Genomic DNA, 18,093 nt, shown 5'->3' with positions numbered 1-18,093 from the left:
TTTGTTTATGGAGAAACCAACTTCAATCCCGGAATTTTACAAAGATACTTCCCAGCTGATTCCTGAGCCGGTCAAGAAGGAGATCGGTCATTTTAATATTTTCAGGACAGAGGATCTTTTCAGGGATTCCAAGCCCAAAGCAGTGCCTTACAACAGGCGCGCTTACTACAAGATCAGCCTGATCATCGGTAAAAACCGCGCTGAATATGCGGATAAGGTTGTCCACATTGAGCATAATGCGCTGCTGTTTGCCACGCCGCAAATTCCGTACAACTGGGAGCCGCTGGACGACAAGCAATCCGGAATGTTCTGCATTTTTTCAGAGGATTTTCTTACCCAGAACAATAGTGGGATACTATTAAAAAATCTCCCGGTGTTCAAACCCGGCAATGTCCCCATATTTTTTCTGAATGACGAGCAGATCGAGGATATCACACACATTTTTAATAAAATGTTCAAGGAAATTTCCTCCGATTATGCATTCAAATATGACCTGCTTCGGAATTATGTGCTCGAACTGATCCATAGCGGCCAGAAATTGCAGCCTGCTACTGCGCTTTTTATCGAAACCAACGCACACAAGCGAGTTTCCTCGCTTTTTATTGAACTGCTCGAACGCCAGTTTCCCATCGAGCCGCCGCACCAGAAGCTCGTTTTCCGGTCAGCAAAGGACTATGCAGATCAGCTGGCAATCCATGTGAATTATCTCAATAAGGTTTTAAAACTCGTCACTGGAAAAACCACTACCGAGCTCATCATCGAGCGGATCATTAAGGAATCCAAAATCCTCTTGAAACACACCGATTGGAATGTTTCGGAGATCGCATACAGTTTGGGATTTGAAGAACCTTCCCATTTTAACAACCTCTTCAAAAAGCATACAACATTCAGTCCACGTGCTTTTAGAATCGAGATTTGATTTTTGTAAGTTTTGATTTGAAACGCACAAATTTCTCCTTCCGGCCTGGCATACCTTTGTTTCATCAATTAAAACAAACAAAAAGATGGAACAAGGAAATAAAATAGCATTGGTTACCGGTGCAAGCAGAGGACTGGGAAAAAATATGGCGCTCAATCTGGCCGAACAAGGAACAGACGTTATCGTAATATATCGCAGCAAGGAACAGGAGGCACAGGAAGTGGTGGGAACCATCGAAGGAATGGGCAGGAAATCCATTGCAATGCAGCTGGATACGGCAAATACGAAAAGTTTCGATGCGTTTTTTACAGAACTTCAAGCGGTTTTGGAATCAAAATGGAGCCGCAAAACATTTGATTTTCTGATCAACAATGCCGGGATTGACGCCAACTCTAAATTCGCAGATACAACCGAAGACGATTTTGACGCATTAATGAACGTGCATTTCAAGGGCGTCTACTTTTTGACCCAGAAAGCATTGCCCTACATTGCAGATAATGGTCGCATTATAAACCTTTCCACAGGATTAACGCGCTTTGCTACACCCGGTTACGCTGCTTATGCATCCATGAAAGGCGCTATTGAAGTGCTAACCAAATATCTTGCAAAGGAACTGGGTTACAGAGGCATTACGGTCAACTTGGTTGCGCCGGGCATTATTCACACAGACTTTACCAAACAGGCATTTGCGGCACATCCCGGGTTGGAGGATCACATGAATTCGATCACTGCACTGGGCAGAGTAGGTGAGCCTCAGGATATTGGCGCGGTGGTAGCGTTCTTATGCACCGAAGGCGCCCGCTGGATCAACGCCCAGCGGATCGAGGCTTCGGGTGGGATGAACCTTTGATGTTACAACTTATTACCGGCGAGCTTCAAATGGAGGTCAATCTCATTTTTGATCACAGCATCGTCGGGCAAGGCAGGATCTGTGGCGTAGGTGATACCCCATTTGGTCCTGTCTATTTTTAGTTTGCCCTCAACCTTCAAATTTGAACCACTAACCTCCACTTTGGCCGGAAAGGACAGTGAATGCGTGATTCCTAACATTGTTAAATTTCCATTCACCAATTGATTTGCACCTGCAATTACATCAGCGCCTGCTCCCGTATAAGGCGCTACGCTCTCAATTTTGAATTTTACTTCGGGATGCAGCGCCATATTAAAGAAATCGGCACTCTGTAAATGATGGACAAGTGTTTGTTTCAATTCCTCTGTCGGAAGGTTGAAATTCACGATCGATGAGATGGGGATGGTGAAAGAACCGCTTTGAACCTTTCCGTCACGAAGAACCAGGCTTTCGCTCTTAATAGTAATGGAGCCTTCATTAAAATACTCATTCCTGAGATAACCCTTCCATTCCGCAACCGAAACGGCTTCATCCAGCTTGTAATTTGTGGTTTCAACATCGTGATCTGTACAGCTGAAACCGATTGAAATTAATGCTAATAGCGTAAAAATTTGCTTTTTCATTTTTGTGTTTTGTTTTTGTGTTGTTAATCATGGCTTTAAATATGATGCAAAACTAAGGCAGCTTCACCTGTGTAAGCCCACGCAAAACGGACGAAAACCTACGCCAAAGGAATTATCCGTAATTGCCTTTTCAATAGGTATTCGTTTGAATAAATGTGATATTTACACGGGAAGTAGAAACCAAAATTTTTAAAATGTCAGTAAAAGGACCAATCATTTCGATTGAAGACGATTCCGATGATCAGTTTTTGATTAAAAGCGTCGTGGAGGAATTACAGATTCCAAACCCGTTGATCTTCTTCTCGAACGGACTTGAAGCATTGCTTTTTTTAGAAACTACCAAGGAACAGCCGTTTCTCATTTTGTGTGACATTAACATGCCCGTAATGAACGGATTGGAGCTGCGTTTCCGCATTGAGCAAAACGAGTATCTGAAAAAGAAGTCAATTCCCTTTGTTTTTTTCAGTACAGCGGATAATCCGCATGTCATTTCAGCAGCTTACGAAGCAACCATTCAAGGATTTTTCAAAAAAGAGAACAGCTTTGAAGATTTGAAAAAAAGGATCAAGATACTCTTCGATTACTGGCAAAGCTGCTTGCACCCGAATAATTACGCATAGTTTGTGAAGAAGATACTCATCATCGACGACGAGGAAAAGCTTAGAAGTCTGATTGCAAGAGTCATTAAGCTCGAAGGCTTTGAAGTTTTAGAGGCAGCAGATATCAAATCGGCCATTAAGAAGCTGGATCAGAGCGAAGTAGACATTGTATTATGCGATGTAAAGCTGCCCGATGGTAACGGTGTTGAATTCCTCAAAACGATCCATGAAAGATATCCATTACTGGAAACCATCCTGCTAACCGCTTACGGCAACATTCCCGACGGCGTGCAAGCCATTAAAAACGGAGCCTTTGACTACATTACCAAGGGAGACGACAATAATAAGATCATCCCGCTCATTTACAGAGCATTGGAAAAGGCTGACCTTAATAAAAGAGTTGTTACGCTCGAAAAACAACTGGGCGAAAAGCATTCCTTCGACGCCATTGTTGGCAAATCAAAAAAGCTGCTCGCCTGCATTGACCTGGCTCGCCGCGTTGCGCCCACGGACACGACCGTTTTGCTGTTGGGAGAAACGGGAACGGGAAAAGAGGTTTTCGCACAATCCATACACCAGGCCAGCACGCGCTCCAAGAGGACGTTTGTTGCAATAAACTGTTCGGCTTTTGGGAAGGATCTGCTTGAAAGCGAAATGTTTGGTCATAAGGCAGGTGCATTTACCGGCGCCACGAAAGATAAGAAAGGGCTCTTTGAGGAAGCGCACAATGGCACCATTTTCTTGGATGAAATTGGCGAACTGGCACTGGACTTGCAGGCTAAACTGCTGCGCGTACTCGAATCGGGCGAGTTTATCAAGATAGGGGATACGCAACCGACGAAGGTGAATGTGCGCGTTATTGCCGCCACTAACCGCGATCTGCAAAAGGAAATAGCCTCGGGCGAGTTCAGGAGCGACCTTTTTTACCGCATATCCGTCTTTCAGATCACCATTCCTGCATTGCGGGAACGCACCGGGGACATTGAAGCACTTGCCAAAACCTTTGCCGCTCAATATGCGTTGAAATCCAATAAGAAGATCAAGTCATTGTCGGCTGAATATGTGAAAGCATTGGAAAACAATCCCTGGAACGGCAATATCCGGGAGTTGAAAAATGTCATTGAAAGGAGTGTCATACTAACAGACGGCCCCGTGCTCGACATTGAAAGCTTGCCTTTTGAACTGTTGCTGGCTCGAAATGATGGAAATAGAAATCTATCCGCCTTTTCCCTTGCCAGTGCAGAAAAGCTTCATTTTCAAAAGGTTCTGAATTATACCAATGGCAACAAAGCAGAAGCCGCCCGATTGCTGGAAGTCGGCATCGCCACGCTTTATCGGAAGATTGAGGAGTATAAATTGTGAAAATGCGCTATCCAAGCTTTTCAGAACGGCCTATCAGCTGATAAAACATTTCCCGGTAAGTAAGCGAAACGGGAATAGTGCTCTTTTGAATCATAATCCTGTCCCGTTCGACAGATTCTATTTTATTCAGCGCAACAAGATATGATTTGTGAACACGGCAAAATTGTGTGACCGGCAGTTGCTGTTCCAACTGGCCAAAGGTTTCCAATGTCATGATTTTCTCGTTTTTCAGGCAAATACGCCTGTAATCGCGCATCCCTTCAATGTAAAGAATGTCATCAAAGAAAATCTTCACGAGCCTATATTCCGATTTGACAAAAAGATACGTTTTGGGATCATTGCTACGGCCAACGCCCGTTTCCTGCACCCTGATTACGGCCTGCAGGAAACGGTCAAATGTATACGGCTTTAATAAATAGTCGGAAACTTTCAAGTCGAACGCTTTCAGTGCATAATGGTCAAAAGCAGTTGTCAGGATCACGGGCGGTCGCGCCGGGAGTGCATCAAGCAGTTGGATTCCAGACACATCGTCCATTTCGACATCCAGAAAAATAAGATCGATCTTTTCGTTTTTGAGGATCGTGAGCGCATCCCAGCCATTGTCCACAGCGTGGGCCAGATGAAGGAACGGCACCCGCCGCACATATTCGCTAAGCCTCAACATAGCCAGCGGCTCGTCTTCAATAAGCAGACAGTTCATGCACTTTTATTGGTAAATAGAGGTTCACAACATATTCATTAACAGTCTCTTGTAACGTTAGCCGGTGCGTATCCTTGTATAATAGGGCGATTCTCTGCTTCAATAAACCATTACCCAGTCCGCTCGGCTTTTCCGGCGCTTCGGACAGCTTTCTTCCAACTACATTAATACATTGAAAATGAATCTGATCGTCCGTTACAGTAATTGAAATACGAATTGAGCCGGCATTTCTTTTGTTCGTAGTATGCTTAAATGCGTTTTCAATGAAGGGGACAAGGACCATTGGAGCGATCATGATCCCGTCTATGGGTCCATTAATTTCAATACTTACAAATTCATCGTTGCTGGTCCTGATTTTTTGTACATCAATGTATTTTTTTATGTATTCCAATTCTCTGGAAAGGGGAATCCAGTCTGGCTGAATCTCGTATAAAATGTAACGTAGCAGGTCGGAAAGCTTGTTTAAATAAAGCGAAGCTGCACTGGGATTGTGCTCGATCAGTACGTCAATATTATTTAATGTGTTGAATAGAAAATGCGGGTTGATCTGCGCTTTAAGCAATGCCAGTTCTGTTCGTAATTTACCGCTAATGAGCGCTTCTTTTTCTTTTCGGTCGTCATACCAGGTGATAAAACCCTTAAAAACAGTGCCTATGAAGGCGTTGGCTGCTGCGAGCAATGCGAAGCCAGAAATCAACCAGACATTGTCTTTAAATGTTAACAGGAAGAAGTCGAGCTTTTCGAAAAGAACGTAAATGAATAAAGTAAAAATCAATGATACAGCAACGGTAGCAGCCAATGCCAAACCAGTAATGGCGAGCAATCCTGAGCGCACAAAAGCGCTTATCCTCCCAGCCGTAAGATAGCGGGGCACGAGCCATGAATAGAATGCGTAGAAGCTGGCTGCACCCGTGATGGTTGCAATGGTTAAGAGTGTAAGCCAGTCCTCCCAATCGCTTAGATCTGCGGAAGCGACATTCCTTGACAGCATAAAAATAAATGTGAAAAGGCACTGATAAAGAAACCAGTAGCACAAATGGAGAAGTTGAACAACCGACTTTTTCATAGCTTAACAGTGTTAGAAGTGTACGAAGCTGCGACCCGTTTTTTCATGATACATCAAATGTTTAAGTGGTGTATCAAAAGTCAGCATTGATCACGCCGTGCCAAAAACGAATCTGCAAACTTGCCCCTTATCTCTGCAAAATTCAGCTTCCATCGGATCTTACGTAATCTCTTCAAACGCAACATTACTCGATCACACTGACCCCCACATAAGACGAGCTCTCGCCGGAAAGGTAGATCCGGTGCTTCGCTTTCTGAAAATCCTGTTCTTCTGCTTTGTAAATGTTAACGAACTTCTGCGGATTGCGGTCCACCAACGGAAACCATGAACTTTGCACCTGGATCATGATTTTGTGGCCTTTTTTAAAACGGTGCGCAGCATCCTGCATATCAAATTTTACTTGCTCGATTTTGTTCGGAGAAAGTGGTTCTGGATTCGAAAAACTTTTGCGAAACTTCGCACGCATCACTTCCCCGCGGACAAGCAACTGAAAACCGCCCATTTTCATGTTCGGATTGATCGGGCTGTCATTCGGCGCGTCGCCCGGGTAAACGTCGATCAATTTCACAACGAAGTCGGCATCCGTGCCGGTTGATGAGACAAATAGATCTGCAAAAACATTGCCCGAAATGGTCAAATCCTCTGTGAGCACTTCGGACTGATAGACCAGCACGTCGGGGCGTGATGCCGCAAACCGCTGATCCTCATACATAAAGTCACTTCCGCGGATGATGCGAATTTCCGATGTGTAAGGAACCGGTTTGTCGGGATCGCTTTCATATTCATCAAAAGCAGGCTGGACGCCCACCTGCATAATCGTCATCGTAGGCGAGAAAGATAATGTGCCATCCGGGTGCAGATAAAGCTTTTTCTGCACCGCATTCTTTGGGGGCCACTGGTCATACTTTCTCCATTCATTAGCGCCCGTTTCGAAAATATATGCCTTCGGAAGCGCAGGTTGCGCCTGGTCTTTGAGATAATGGTTGAAAAACGGAAACTCAATGTCCTTCTGATAAAAGGCGCTTGTTTTAGACCCAAAACGAATGTTACCCAATGATTCTCCCGTTCCGCGTGCCCAGCCGCCGTGAATCCACGGACCCATTACAAGCAGGTTAGGAGACTTTGGCTTGTTATTTTCAATGCCCTGATACGTTTTCAAAGGTCCGTAAAGATCTTCCTGATCAAACCAGCCACCCACCACCATCACGGCCGGTTTAATGTTTTTCAAATGCGGCACGGGTGTCCGTGCTTTCCAAAAGTCGTTATACGTCTCATTTTCCATCATCTGGTTCCAGATGCGGTTCTGGTTCTTGAAGATCTTCTCATTTACATTCTTCAATGGTCCCAGATTTTTATAAAATTCGTAAGAATCTGGTGTGCCGTAAGCGGAGAATGCGGGTGTTCCTTTCGGTGTCGGCTGGGGCCGCGGCGCTCCGTAAGAAGATAGAAATGCGAAGGTGCCCATCAGAAAGAAAGCGCCGTTATGATGGCGGTCGTCTCCCATAAACCAATCTGTCACAGGCGCTTGCGGAGATGCAACTTTTAAAGCTGGATGAGCTTCCACGGCCGTCATAGTCGTGTAATATCCCGGAGCGGATATGCCCCAGCTTCCGACTTTGCCATTATTTCCGTCAATGTTCTTGATCAGCCATTCGATGGTGTCATAAGTGTCGGAACTCTCGTCCGTTTCCGTTTTATTTTTCTTCTGTGGAATGAATGGCCGGTAGGCTTCAAACTCTCCCTCCGACATATACTTTCCACGAACATCTTGATAAACAACAATATACCCGTCCCGCGCGAAATGCATGCTCGGTCCAAGGGACGTTTTGAACGATGTTTCTCCGTAAGGCGCCACAGAGTAAGGCGTGCGGTTTAGCAGGATCGGATATTTTTTCGAAACCGAAATATCCTTTGGAAAATAAATGGAAGTGAACAGCTTAACGCCATCCCGCATCGGAACCAGCCGTTCGATCTTCGTGTAGTTCTGCCGGATATAAAGCGAATCTTCATTCACCTTCGACTGCGCCAGACTCGCGATAGCTCCGCAAAGGATCATCGCATTGATGGCTAGAAAACTAAGAAAAAGAGATAGGTGCCATTTCACAGCACGGGTAGGCTTCTTCAAGTTGATCGGCGTTTAGGAGTTGTATTTAGCTAAAATAACAATTTCAACCCAAATCCACGCAGCTTACTCTTTCACCCAAAGACTATCCGTAAAATAATGCTTGCAATCCAGGAAGTGTTCAAGGACTTTGAAGCCACTTGTTTCGGCGGCTTCGTCGATTTCCTTTAATGTGTATTTTTTAGATAACTCCGTGCGGATCAGTTCGTTTTGTTCAAAATAATAACATTTATCCATGCGTTGCAGATGAATTTTCTGCGCGACCAGACTTACCAGATAACTCCTGACTTCGCCGTTAGCTGGGTTATAATGGGAGTAAAAATCAAATTGGTTGGTTTTAATATTGCCGCCCAGTTCGCGGTTAATCCGGTGCAACAGGTTCATGTTGAACGCTTTGGTAATGCCTTTCGGATCGTCATATGCGCAGCGGATTGTGGCAGGATTTTTCTGTAAGTCGAATCCGGTGAGCAACTTATCGCCCGGTTTCATACTTTGGTTGAAGCTGGTCAGCAAATCGTTTGCTTCGTTCCTTTCGTAATTTCCAATGTTTCCGCCCAAAAACAGGAACAAACTGGGCGTTTCGGAAGAAGCCAGTTCTTCGATCATGGAAAAATAATTTCCGATCATTGGTTTGATCTGCAAATCGGGCAAATGATCGAGCATATTGGCTTCCAGCTCTTCAATGGCCTTTTTTGAAATGTCGATGGGCACGTAGGAAAATTCAACACCGCTGTCCATAAGCGTTTTCAGCAGCTGACGCGTCTTAATGCCGTCGCCTGCGCCAAATTCCACAATGTTGAAAGGCTGATCGAAATGCAGTTTGTCAATGATCTGCTGCCCTTGCAATGATAAAATCTCAAATTCACAGGCAGTCGGGTAGTATTCCGGCATTTTCATGATGTCCTGGAAAATGCCGCTTCCGATATCGTCGTAAAAATACTTTGAGGATATGTGTTTTAATGGCGCAGAAAGTCCTTTGTGTATATCTTTTGCGAATGTATTGTCTGACATAATGTTCTTTTAATCAATTATTTCACCAGCCTGATGCCGGTGTATTGCCAGCGCTCATGTGCGTGAAAAAAGTTGCGGTAAGTTTTGCGGCTATGTGCGGGTGATGTGGCAACGGACGCGCCGCGGAGCACCATTTGGTTGATCATAAATTTCCCATTGTATTCGCCAACCGCGCCGGGAGCCTTGGAAAAGCCCGGATAGGCCAGGTAGGCGCTGTTTGTCCACTCCCATCGTGTGCCCCAATTGAAATGATCAGAGGCAACTTCCCACTCAAATTCCGTCGGCAGCCGCATGCCTTTCCATTGGGCGAATGCCGAAGCTTCGTAAAGATTAATGTGGCTCAAAATGGCATCCGGATTCACTTTTTGAAGGCCGTCCAAAGTAAAGTAAAACCAGCTTCCTTTTATTTTATGCCAATACATGGGAGAATCAATTGCACTGTCATTCACCCACGACCAGCCCGCATCCAGCCATAAATTAAAATCCTGGTAGCCGCCAGCTTCCATGAATTCAATGTATCCTGCATTGGTAACCAGCGATCTAGAGATTTCAAAGTCGTGCAGATACACTTTGTGCCTGCCCAGCTCATTGTCAAAACAGAAACCATCACCCTGAAATCCAACCTCGTAAACGCCTTCTGAAATGCGAGCAAAACCCGTATCCTGATTCGTATCGTTAACCAGGTTATGCCCCGGTCTGTAAACCGGAAACAAGGGATTGTGCCCCAGAATGTATTTAATGTCCGTTACGAGCAATTCCTGGTGTTGCTGCTCGTGGTGCAGACCAAGTTCCACCAGTGATAATGCTTCGGGATCAGTTAATGTTTCGAGTAGTTCAGACATATGGTGATCCACATGTTGCCGGTAAGCATACACATTTTTGGTCGTCGGCCGTGTAACATTTCCCCTGTCGGTGCGCAATGTGCGTTCGCCGACGTTGTTATAATAACTGTTGAATAGATAGTTGTAATCGGTGTCAAAAACCTGGTAACCAGGAAGAAACGGTTTGAGGATAAATGTTTCAAAAAACCACGTTGAATGTGCCAGGTGCCATTTTGGCGGACTTACAAACGGAACGGGCTGCGGTACATAGTCTTCGGTTTCAAGTGGTTCACATATCGTTTCTGAATGCTGTCTGACACGATTGTATGCTTGACTAATGGCGGTGGTTGTCAGTGGATACATAATCTTTTAAATCTGTAATGGTTCTTATATTCAATGATTGTGCCTGCTCTTTCCGCATCATCAGGGCATACGCATTATTGAAGCCGATTGGTTTGAGCCATTGGAGGTTATACTGTTTGTCAAAACCTTTTTGAACATAATCAAATGCTTTTTCGCGGCTGCCGGAAAGCGCTGCCAAATCGTTTTTCGTAGGTTTCAAAATCACCAAAAGCCCCGTTCCCGTGTATTCAGGATACATGTCGATCTCATTATTGGTTAATGCATCAAAACAAATCTTCGTTCCGCCAAGGCCTGTTTTTGTTTCAACTTTCAAATCCGTGTTCCCTTCGATCAGCGCTTTATACATGTTGATCAGGATGTATTGCTCTGCAAAGATCTTTGAGCCAAGCCGGATAACGCCTTTGCTTCCGTTTCTGGGTTTTTTGTAAAGGTTTTGGGCCAAAATAAATTCATGCGCTACTTTTTCCGGGCTTTGTTTGAGATAGTCTACGCGGTAATTCAGATCGGTCATGATTGAATCATTGATCTTTCCTGATAATAAATTCAATGCATTTTCCAGTTCCGGATGTTTAGTTAAAACATCTTTTCTGACCAATGGAGAGGCATAATAGGGTGGGAAAATGCCTTTGTCATCTTCCAATGTCATGAGATTGTACGCTTTCAGCCGACCATCCGTGCTATAACCGCTGATAACATCAATTTTCTTTTCGTAAGCAGCCTTGTACATCACCGCGTCGCTGATCACGACGGTCGTCATATCCAGTTTGTATTTTGATTTTAAACCCAGATAACCATCTTCCCGTCCCATGAACTCTGGCGTAAACCCGCCCAGCATTTTGGCATCGGCATACGGAAAAATGTAAAATGATGATAGCAAGAGCAGCAAAACAGGCAGCACAACTGAGACTTTGCGCATTTTTCTCACATTCGCTTTTTGGACCAATGATAGCAGCAGATCGAAAAATATGGCAAGTAATGCAGCCGGGATCGCGCCAGCGAGGATCATGTTGGAATTATTCAGTGCAATGCCGCCGAAAATGAATTCCCCCAAACCACCCGCCGCAATGTAAGCCGCCAGCGTAGCAACGCCCACATTAATCACCGTTGCCGTGCGAATGCCAGCCAAAATCACAGGCATAGCAAGCGGGAGCTCCACATTGAACAAAACCTGCCAGCGGCTCATGCCCATGCCCCGCGCAGACTCCGTAACGGCCGGATTCACACCCCGGATTCCGGTATAAGTGTTTCTGATAATGGGAAGCAATGCATAAAGAAACAGCGCCGTAATGGCTGGAAGCGCGCCTATGCCCAGTAAGGGGATCATGAAACCCAGTAATGCGATACTTGGGATCGTTTGCAGCACACCCGCAATGCCCAGCACGAGCCAGGCGGCCTTATTACGCTGAGCGATCCAGATGCCTAGCGGCAGCCCTATCACCACGGCAATAAGGAGTGAAATGCACGTCAAGCCGACGTGTGTGAGCGTCTGGCTCCACAGCTTGTCGGATTGCTGCACCATAAATTCCCACAAACTTTGCTGCACTTCCATTAGTTATGCCGTTTTAGGGTTCTGTAAGCCTTCTGAATGCTTGATGTTGTGAAAAATTTCAATGTTCCGGTTGCGTCATTGCGCACAGGCAATGCATCATTTCCGGCATCCGAAAGCATTTCCATTCCGGCCCAAAGGCTCGTTTCTGCGTTGATTTCGGTATGAGAAGCCTTGTTAATGTCGTTCTCAACATCCAAATCAGGATTGACAATTTCCCAAATGTCCTGAAATGCAAGCGCGCTCAGTTCTAAAAAAAGCCGTTGGTGATCGAAGAATGTTCTGACAAATGTATTTGCAGGTTTCAAGATCAGATCTTTTGCAGTTCCGGCCTGCACTATTTTCCCCTTATCCATCAGACAGATGTGATCGCCCAGCTCAAAAGCTTCCTGCACATCGTGGGTGACGAGCACAATGGTCTTTTGTTTTAATTCCGGTAACTCTAAAAATTCTTTTCGTACGCCTGCGCGGGTGATCGGGTCCAGGGCGCCGAAAGGCTCGTCCATCAGCAAAACAGGCGGATTGGATATCAGTGCCCGGGCAATGGCAACACGCTGTTGCTGTCCGCCGCTTAGTTCATCGGGATATTTGTGTCCGAATTCTGAAAGCGGCAGTTTGAGCTGTTCAAGCAATTCCTGCGCTCTTCTTTGGGTTTTGGATTTCTCCCATTTTAATAATCTGGGCACAACGGAAACATTTTCCTCAACAGAATAATGCGGAAAAAGGCCATTGCTTTGGGAAACGTAACCGATTGTACGTCTTAAAATTTCGGGTTGCTGATCAAAAATATTTTTGCCATCAATGGAAATAAAACCGCTGGACGCGTCGATCAGGCGGTTCAGCATTTTGAGCGTTGTGGTTTTCCCGCAGCCGCTTGTGCCCAGCAAAACCATGGTTTCACCTTCTTTTACCTCAAAAGAAATATTGTCAACTGCCTTAATATCATTAAAAATTTTGCTGATGTGCTCGGCAGTGATCATGATTTTACTGTTCCAGGGACATGAATAGGTTATTCAGCGATTCGGCATAGGTAGGGTGTGCGAATACGCCGTTCATAATGCGGTCGTAAGTTACATTACCCATCATTGCCATTTGCAAAATGGTAACAATTTCACCGCCCTGTTCAGCGAGCACCGAAGCGCCAAGAATCTGTTTGGTTTTCGCGTCGATCACAGCTTTCATTATCCCCCGTGTATCGCCGGTTTCAATGGATCTGGCTACGCTGTCATTTTTCAAGGTTGCAACAAGAATGTCCAGTCCCTGTTTGCGGGCTTCCTGTTCGGTAATGCCTACACGCCCAAGCTGCGGATCGATAAACATGCAGTAGGGGACAAGCCGGTCTTTGATCGAAGCATTGCCCTTATTAATGACATTCTCGGTAATAATCCTGTAATCATCGTAGGACATGTGCGTGAACGCCGGGCCACCTTTCACATCTCCCAATGCATAAATATCCGCCGCAGATGTTTCCAGCCTGTCATTTACCTTGATATAACCTTTCTCGTCCGTTTCCACGCCGGTGTTTTCGAGCGAAAGTTCTTTGGTCTGCGGCTTTCTACCGGTTGCAACCAGGATATGAGAGCAGTTTAGCTGCGTTTGATTTCCGTCTTTCTCCATGGTCACGCTGATTTGTCCGCCATTTTGCGAGACTGCAACAGCCTTCGTTTTTAGTAGTATTTCAATGTCCTCTTCGGTCAAAACCTTAACTACTTCCTCCGCAATATCAGAATCTTCCTTTTTAAGAATGCGCTCCGACGGCTCCAAAATGGTCACTTTACTGCCAAACCGCTTGAACATCTGCCCGAATTCCAGACCGATATAACCACTTCCGAGCACAAGCAAATGTTCGGGAATGCTGTCGAGCTCCAAAATAGTTGTGGAAGTCAGGTATTTTATATTTTCAATGCCTTCGATTTTTGGAATTGAAGGCTTTTCACCTGTATTGATGAAGAATTTGTCTGCTTTGAATGTTTCCGTTCCGCCGTCGTTCAGCGTAACCGTGATTTGTTTGTCTCCCGAAAAGGCTGCATTGCCGTAAAAAAGGTCGAGGTTTTGGGTGTCTTCAATGCTTTTTTCAGAACTGCTTCGCATACGCTGGACAATGTCGTTCTTGCGTTTCATGATGGCTGAAAAGTCCAGAAAGAAATGATCAGTGATTACGCCAAGACTTTTATTGTGGTAAACCGACCAGGCCGCTTTTGCCGAAGCGATCATCGCCTTGGTAGGGGAGCAGCCATCGTTCACGCAAGTGCCGCCAAGCCATCTCTTCTCTATTAATGCTGTTTTTAAGCCGGATCCGGCTAATTTTCTTGAAAGAGGCGTTCCGGCTTGGCCGGAGCCGATTACTATGGCATCATAATGTTGCATAGAGGCGGTGTGTTGTTTGGTTGTAATGTTTGAAAATGCAATTACACCAAATAACAATAAAAGCGTGCCGGTAAGGACACGCTTTTTACCAGATATGCACGCTTAATTATGAGAAATATGCCAGAGAATTTTCTTTGTCAATGTTAATCTGACGAACCAGCATATCCAGGCTTTCGAATTTTTGCTCCGGACGCAGGTAATGAAGTAATTCCAGCTTCAAATCTTCACCATAGATTTCTTTGTCAAAATCAAACAGATTGGCTTCGATCGTCCGCATGGTCCCGTCCACGGTCGGCCTGACGCCTATATTCAGCATTCCTTTAAATTTTTCGCCGTTGTAAGTCACGTGGATAACGTAAACTCCGTCCATGGGGATTAATTTGTAAGATTCATGCAAATGCACATTCGCTGTCGGGAAGCCGATGGTGCGGCCGAGTTGCTTGCCTTTGACAACCGTGCCGGAAAGGGTGTAAGGCCTGCCTAACAAACCGTTTGCCTCGCTTACATGGCCTGTAATCAGTGCTTTACGAATTCTGGAAGAGCTGACGGCCATATCCTCAATGTCCTGACGCGGGATTTCTTCTACTTCGAAGCCATAGGAAGCACAATTTTGTTGTAAAAACTCAAAGCTCCCTTCGCGGTTGCGGCCAAAACGGTGGTCGTAACCGATCACGAGTTTCTTCGTGCCAATCTTTTCAACAAGGATCTCTTTGATGTATTCATGACAGGACAACTCGGAAAAAGCCCGCGTAAATGGCACGATCAGCAAATGGTGTATGCCCAGTTGCGAGAACAGCTCGATCTTTTCGTCAATCGTCGAAAGCAATTGCAAACCTTGGCTGTCTTCAGAAACGACCATACGCGGATGCGGCCAGAAAGTAAGCACAACGGTTTCCCCGCCAGACTGTTCACTGATTTCCCGTAGCCGGGAAAGTATTTTTTTATGTCCAAGATGCACCCCGTCGAAAGTGCCGCTTGTTACGACGCCATATTCCAGTTTTTGAAAGGAATCCAGGCTATGATAAATATTCATTCGTCCACTTCTAACTTCAATTCAAGTCTTTTTTGATGAATGAAATCGGTAAGATTCCACGCATTTTTCAGTTCAAACGCTCCGATCCGGGTTCTGCACAATGCGCTTAAATACGCGCCACTGCCAGCCAGCTGACCGAAATCGCGAACCATACTGCGAATATAAGTACCTTTTGAACAAATGATCTTAAAATCAACCAACGGAAAATGCGTGGCATCGATTTCAAAAAGGGAAATTTCAACATTGCGCTTCTTGATCTCAACTTCTTCCCCGCGGCGCGCTTTCTTGTAAAGCCGCTCACCGTCAACGCGTAATGCGGAGTAAATCGGCGGAACCTGCGTAATGCTGCCAGTTAATGCCAGCCGGGCACTTTCCAGGATTTCAGGCGTAATGTGATCGGTTGGAAATTCGGCGTCGAATGCTGTTTCCAGGTCAATGGAAGGCGTGGTTTTTCCTAGCACCAATGTGCCCGTATATTCTTTTTCCTGCGCCTGATAAGTGTCAATTTGCTTGGTTTTTTTCCCAGTACACAAAATAAGCAAGCCCGTGGCAAGTGGGTCTAATGTGCCTGCATGACCTATTTTCTTGAATTTGCAAGCTCTTTTGAGCTTGTTGGCCACGTCAAATGAAGTCCAGGTCAAAGGCTTGTCGATGAGTATGACTTCGCCTTCGTCCGGTATGTTGTTTTCGTTATTCAAATTGCGGTATGCGTATGAAATGAAGCGCTTAGACGATGTCCAGCTTGTAGCCTGATGCAAGCAACCCCAAAAGGATCAGCCCGAGAATGATGCGGTAATAACCGAAAACTTTGAAACCATATTTGGTCAAAAAGCTGATAAAAAACTTGATAGCAAGCATAGCAACCACAAATGCAACCAAATTTCCAATCAAAAGTATTTTAATGTCTTCGGCCTGGATTGTATCGTACGTTTTCAGCAACTTATAACCGCCTGCTGCTGCCATGGTCGGCACCGCCAGGAAAAAGCTGAACTCTGCTGCCTGCTTGCGGGAAAGTCCCTGCAACATGCCGCCGATGATCGTTGAAGCCGACCTTGAAACGCCCGGGATCATGGCTATGCATTGGAAAAAGCCGATTTTAAGAGCATCGAAATAAGAAATCTCTCTTTCGCGGGTGTTATCGTTGGCAATGCGGTCAATGAAAATCAGGATAATGCCGCCGACAAGCAGGGAAACGGCAACCACAACTACGTTTTCCAGCATTGCATCAATAAAATCATTCAGCAAAAAACCAATGATCGCGGCTGGAAGAAATGCCACAAAAAGTTTGAAATAAAAGTCTGTCGTTTGGAAAAAACGCTTCCAGTAGAGGACCAGAACGGACAATATCGCGCCAAACTGGATATTAACCGTGAACATTTTAGTGAATTCCAGATGACTGATCCCCATAAATGAGGAAGCGATGATCATGTGGCCGGTAGACGAAACGGGCAAAAACTCGGTAATCCCTTCAACAATTGCTAAAATAATGGCTTGCCAAATGCTCATGAATTACGGGGTTTACGTAAAATAGCCCAGAACTCGATGATAAAGCCGGTAATGGTCACCAGCGGGCCTAATGTCAACCCCAGAAATCCAAAACCGAATTCGGTGCTGTCAAATGTCATGATGAGGAAACCGGCGAGAATCACCGCGATGCCGATTAACATCGTTGTATAATTCGATGTTGAAAATGGAAGTTCGTTTTTTGTGTTACTCATCATTTTGAGATTTTCTGTGTTCTAAAACTTATATTTTTTCAATACAAATGGCTCAATAAAGATCATCCAACGCCATTCTAAGGTAACGAGCCAATGACTGGTAAGTGCTCGAAATGCCGATCAGAATGCCCAGTAAAAGCACGGAGGCGATCAGAATAATAATCTTGTCGTATTCCTGTAACATACCTAAGCCCTCTACATTGCGAACTGCGAGCTGTTGTAGACCGACTAGTAACGCACCCGCCATAACGCCGCCAATCAAGCCTTGAATGGCACCGCGCATGACGTAAGGACGTTGGATAAATCCGTTGGTAGCGCCCACGAGCTGCATACTGCGGATCAGGAAACGCTGGGAGTAAATGGCGAGCTTAATGGTGTTATTAACCAGTAATACAATGATTATCAGCATGATCAGTGCAAAGCTGGCCAGCACGACGTAAATTTTAGTAACGTTCCGGTTAATGCTATCCGCCAGATCTTCCTGATAGACGACTTCGTAAACGCCTTTTATTTTTTCGAGGTCTTTTTTGATCAGTTGTAACTTGGCTTCTTCGAAATAATCTTCCTGGATTTTAACACGATAACTGTCGCGCAATGGATTTTCTCCCAGGAAAGTAACAAAATCCTCTTTTGTGCCTTCGATAAATTCCTTAGCTGCTTCCTCTTTGGAAACAAATGTGATGGGCTTAACCTCGGTGGAAGTGAGTACGAAAGGTTTTGCTTTGATAACGCTTAATATGGAATCCTGCCCGGCTTTGGTTTCTTCTTTATTTAAAAAAACGCGGACCTCAATGTTCTGACGGATAATGGAAACCAGTTTTTTGGATTGGATCACCAGCAGCCCGCAAAAACCGATCAGGAACAATGCTGCTGTGAGGCTCATTACAATCATTGCATTGGGGTAACTTCCAATCTTCTTTTTTTTAGGCATAAGAGCGTAAGGTTTCGCTTAGCGGTTGGCTCAAACCAATGTTTGAACGATGGCAAAAATAA

The 18,093-nt window shown here is 45.1% G+C and carries 17 protein-coding genes and 1 pseudogene; 4 read left to right on the top strand and 14 right to left on the bottom strand.

Annotated features, from left to right (window positions below; all coding sequences use genetic code 11):
• The first annotated feature begins 7 nt into the window (after positions 1-7).
• Together NFI81_RS06285 and NFI81_RS06280 are read left to right on the top strand one after the other, a co-directional pair.
• Complete coding sequence (locus tag NFI81_RS06285) at positions 8-919, top strand: helix-turn-helix domain-containing protein (protein ID WP_234613389.1); 912 nt, start codon at positions 8-10, stop codon at positions 917-919.
• A gap of 85 nt (positions 920-1,004) precedes the next feature.
• Positions 1,005-1,769, top strand: a complete 765-nt coding sequence (locus NFI81_RS06280; RefSeq protein ID WP_234613392.1) for an SDR family NAD(P)-dependent oxidoreductase — start codon at positions 1,005-1,007, stop codon at positions 1,767-1,769.
• Between the two features lie 2 nt (positions 1,770-1,771).
• Here the strand turns inward: NFI81_RS06280 and NFI81_RS06275 are convergent, their stop codons facing one another.
• The gene (locus tag NFI81_RS06275) at positions 1,772-2,392 is read right to left on the bottom strand and encodes a YceI family protein (RefSeq protein WP_234613393.1); all 621 of its coding nucleotides are present in this window, start codon (positions 2,390-2,392) and stop codon (positions 1,772-1,774) included.
• A gap of 194 nt (positions 2,393-2,586) precedes the next feature.
• Between NFI81_RS06275 and NFI81_RS06270 the strand changes: the two genes are divergently transcribed.
• Both NFI81_RS06270 and NFI81_RS06265 read left to right on the top strand, forming a co-directional pair.
• Positions 2,587-3,012 (top strand): response regulator, encoded by a 426-nt coding sequence (locus NFI81_RS06270; RefSeq protein ID WP_234613395.1) that lies wholly within the window; start codon positions 2,587-2,589, stop codon positions 3,010-3,012.
• A gap of 3 nt (positions 3,013-3,015) precedes the next feature.
• Positions 3,016-4,353: a sigma-54-dependent transcriptional regulator gene (locus tag NFI81_RS06265; protein WP_234613396.1), complete on the top strand. Its 1,338-nt coding sequence runs from the start codon at positions 3,016-3,018 to the stop codon at positions 4,351-4,353.
• Between the two features lie 7 nt (positions 4,354-4,360).
• Here NFI81_RS06265 and NFI81_RS06260 read toward each other — a convergent pair whose 3' ends face one another.
• The 13 genes and pseudogenes from NFI81_RS06260 to NFI81_RS06200 form a co-directional block, all read right to left on the bottom strand.
• Positions 4,361-5,053, bottom strand: a complete 693-nt coding sequence (locus tag NFI81_RS06260; RefSeq protein WP_234613397.1) for a LytR/AlgR family response regulator transcription factor — start codon at positions 5,051-5,053, stop codon at positions 4,361-4,363.
• Positions 5,034-6,119, bottom strand: coding sequence for a sensor histidine kinase (locus NFI81_RS06255; protein ID WP_234613398.1), 1,086 nt, complete (start codon positions 6,117-6,119; stop codon positions 5,034-5,036). The genes NFI81_RS06260 and NFI81_RS06255 overlap by 20 nt, the downstream gene beginning before the upstream one ends.
• A gap of 184 nt (positions 6,120-6,303) precedes the next feature.
• Positions 6,304-8,244 carry a CocE/NonD family hydrolase gene (locus NFI81_RS06250; RefSeq protein WP_234613399.1) on the bottom strand — a complete coding sequence of 647 codons (1,941 nt, stop codon included), beginning with the start codon at positions 8,242-8,244 and terminating at the stop codon, positions 6,304-6,306.
• A 63-nt stretch (positions 8,245-8,307) separates the two neighbouring features.
• The gene (locus NFI81_RS06245; protein WP_234613400.1) at positions 8,308-9,252 is read right to left on the bottom strand and encodes an L-histidine N(alpha)-methyltransferase; all 945 of its coding nucleotides are present in this window, start codon (positions 9,250-9,252) and stop codon (positions 8,308-8,310) included.
• A gap of 17 nt (positions 9,253-9,269) precedes the next feature.
• Positions 9,270-10,436, bottom strand: a complete 1,167-nt coding sequence (egtB, locus tag NFI81_RS06240) for an ergothioneine biosynthesis protein EgtB (RefSeq protein ID WP_234613401.1) — start codon at positions 10,434-10,436, stop codon at positions 9,270-9,272.
• Positions 10,408-11,985, bottom strand: a complete 1,578-nt coding sequence (locus tag NFI81_RS06235) for an ABC transporter permease/substrate-binding protein (protein ID WP_234613402.1) — start codon at positions 11,983-11,985, stop codon at positions 10,408-10,410. Before NFI81_RS06235 ends, egtB begins: the two co-directional genes overlap by 29 nt.
• A gap of 500 nt (positions 11,986-12,485) precedes the next feature.
• A pseudogene (locus NFI81_RS26480) lies at positions 12,486-12,962 on the bottom strand (ATP-binding cassette domain-containing protein); the annotation flags it as partial.
• 4 nt (positions 12,963-12,966) lie between these two features.
• Positions 12,967-14,349: a mercuric reductase gene (locus tag NFI81_RS06225; RefSeq protein WP_234613406.1), complete on the bottom strand. Its 1,383-nt coding sequence runs from the start codon at positions 14,347-14,349 to the stop codon at positions 12,967-12,969.
• A gap of 106 nt (positions 14,350-14,455) precedes the next feature.
• Positions 14,456-15,382 (bottom strand): bifunctional riboflavin kinase/FAD synthetase, encoded by a 927-nt coding sequence (locus tag NFI81_RS06220; protein ID WP_234613407.1) that lies wholly within the window; start codon positions 15,380-15,382, stop codon positions 14,456-14,458.
• On the bottom strand, positions 15,379-16,080 hold the full coding sequence (gene truB / locus NFI81_RS06215) for a tRNA pseudouridine(55) synthase TruB (protein ID WP_234613408.1): 702 nt from the start codon (positions 16,078-16,080) through the stop codon (positions 15,379-15,381). The genes NFI81_RS06220 and truB overlap by 4 nt, the downstream gene beginning before the upstream one ends.
• A gap of 28 nt (positions 16,081-16,108) precedes the next feature.
• Complete coding sequence (locus NFI81_RS06210; protein WP_234613409.1) at positions 16,109-16,888, bottom strand: undecaprenyl-diphosphate phosphatase; 780 nt, start codon at positions 16,886-16,888, stop codon at positions 16,109-16,111.
• The gene (locus tag NFI81_RS06205; protein WP_229208388.1) at positions 16,885-17,103 is read right to left on the bottom strand and encodes a DUF3098 domain-containing protein; all 219 of its coding nucleotides are present in this window, start codon (positions 17,101-17,103) and stop codon (positions 16,885-16,887) included. The genes NFI81_RS06210 and NFI81_RS06205 overlap by 4 nt, the downstream gene beginning before the upstream one ends.
• Positions 17,104-17,152: 49 nt before the next feature.
• Positions 17,153-18,031, bottom strand: a complete 879-nt coding sequence (locus NFI81_RS06200) for a cell division protein FtsX (protein ID WP_234613410.1) — start codon at positions 18,029-18,031, stop codon at positions 17,153-17,155.
• Between the last annotated feature and the right edge of the window lie 62 nt (positions 18,032-18,093).

Origin of the sequence: Dyadobacter fanqingshengii, from assembly GCF_023822005.2 — a bacterium.
Lineage (GTDB): Bacteria > Bacteroidota > Bacteroidia > Cytophagales > Spirosomataceae > Dyadobacter > Dyadobacter fanqingshengii.
Note: the sequence above shows the minus strand (reverse complement) of the source record. Positions and strands in the feature narration are given on the sequence as shown.

Coding starts and splice junctions, on each gene's coding strand:
- NFI81_RS06260 (WP_234613397.1), bottom strand. CDS start 5,053: ATGAACTGTCTGCTTATTGAAGACGAGCCGCTGGCTATGTTGAGGCTT.
- NFI81_RS06280 (WP_234613392.1), top strand. CDS start 1,005: ATGGAACAAGGAAATAAAATAGCATTGGTTACCGGTGCAAGCAGAGGA.
- egtB (WP_234613401.1), bottom strand. CDS start 10,436: ATGTATCCACTGACAACCACCGCCATTAGTCAAGCATACAATCGTGTC.
- NFI81_RS06270 (WP_234613395.1), top strand. CDS start 2,587: ATGTCAGTAAAAGGACCAATCATTTCGATTGAAGACGATTCCGATGAT.
- NFI81_RS06245 (WP_234613400.1), bottom strand. CDS start 9,252: ATGTCAGACAATACATTCGCAAAAGATATACACAAAGGACTTTCTGCG.
- NFI81_RS06200 (WP_234613410.1), bottom strand. CDS start 18,031: ATGCCTAAAAAAAAGAAGATTGGAAGTTACCCCAATGCAATGATTGTA.
- NFI81_RS06285 (WP_234613389.1), top strand. CDS start 8: ATGGAGAAACCAACTTCAATCCCGGAATTTTACAAAGATACTTCCCAG.
- NFI81_RS06225 (WP_234613406.1), bottom strand. CDS start 14,349: ATGCAACATTATGATGCCATAGTAATCGGCTCCGGCCAAGCCGGAACG.
- NFI81_RS06210 (WP_234613409.1), bottom strand. CDS start 16,888: ATGAGCATTTGGCAAGCCATTATTTTAGCAATTGTTGAAGGGATTACC.
- NFI81_RS06255 (WP_234613398.1), bottom strand. CDS start 6,119: ATGAAAAAGTCGGTTGTTCAACTTCTCCATTTGTGCTACTGGTTTCTT.
- NFI81_RS06220 (WP_234613407.1), bottom strand. CDS start 15,382: ATGAATATTTATCATAGCCTGGATTCCTTTCAAAAACTGGAATATGGC.
- NFI81_RS06205 (WP_229208388.1), bottom strand. CDS start 17,103: ATGATGAGTAACACAAAAAACGAACTTCCATTTTCAACATCGAATTAT.
- NFI81_RS06275 (WP_234613393.1), bottom strand. CDS start 2,392: ATGAAAAAGCAAATTTTTACGCTATTAGCATTAATTTCAATCGGTTTC.
- NFI81_RS06235 (WP_234613402.1), bottom strand. CDS start 11,985: ATGGAAGTGCAGCAAAGTTTGTGGGAATTTATGGTGCAGCAATCCGAC.